At 44.9% G+C, this 564-nt stretch carries 1 pseudogene; it reads left to right on the forward strand.

Going from position 1 to position 564, the window contains the following annotated elements:
- A pseudogene (locus tag R7Z47_RS26185) lies at nt 1-564 on the forward strand (tRNA (uridine(54)-C5)-methyltransferase TrmA); the annotation flags it as partial.

The raw sequence follows: 564 nt of genomic DNA on the forward strand, positions 1-564 counted from the left end.
TGATCAACGATTTGATGCCGCTATTGGTTGAAGCGATGAAAGACAACGAATCCCTACGCCGTAAACTATTCCAAGTCGATTTCCTATCGACGCTAAGTGGTGAGATTCTGGTTTCTCTGCTTTACCATCGTCAATTAGATGAGGAATGGATTGAAAACGCGAAAGCGCTGAAACAGCGCCTCAACGACGAAGGTTTCAACCTCAACATCATTGGCCGCGCACGTAAGATGAAAATTATCCTAGACCGTGACTACGTGATCGAAAAACTGGATGTAAATGGCCAAAGCTACATCTATCAGCAAGTTGAAAACAGCTTCACCCAACCGAATGGCAAAGTAGCAGAGAAGATGTTGGAATGGGCGGTTGATTGTACTCAAGAAAGCACTGGCGACCTACTAGAGCTTTACTGTGGTAACGGCAACTTCTCGTTAGCATTAGCGCAAAACTTCGACCGTGTACTTGCTACTGAGCTTGCTAAGCCTTCGGTAGAATCAGCACAATACAACATTGCAGCGAACAAGATCGACAACGTACAAATCATCCGTATGTCGGCAGAAGAATTTA

It is taken from the genome of Vibrio sp. 1641, assembly GCF_033339995.1.
Taxonomy (GTDB): Bacteria; Pseudomonadota; Gammaproteobacteria; order Enterobacterales; family Vibrionaceae; genus Vibrio; species Vibrio alginolyticus.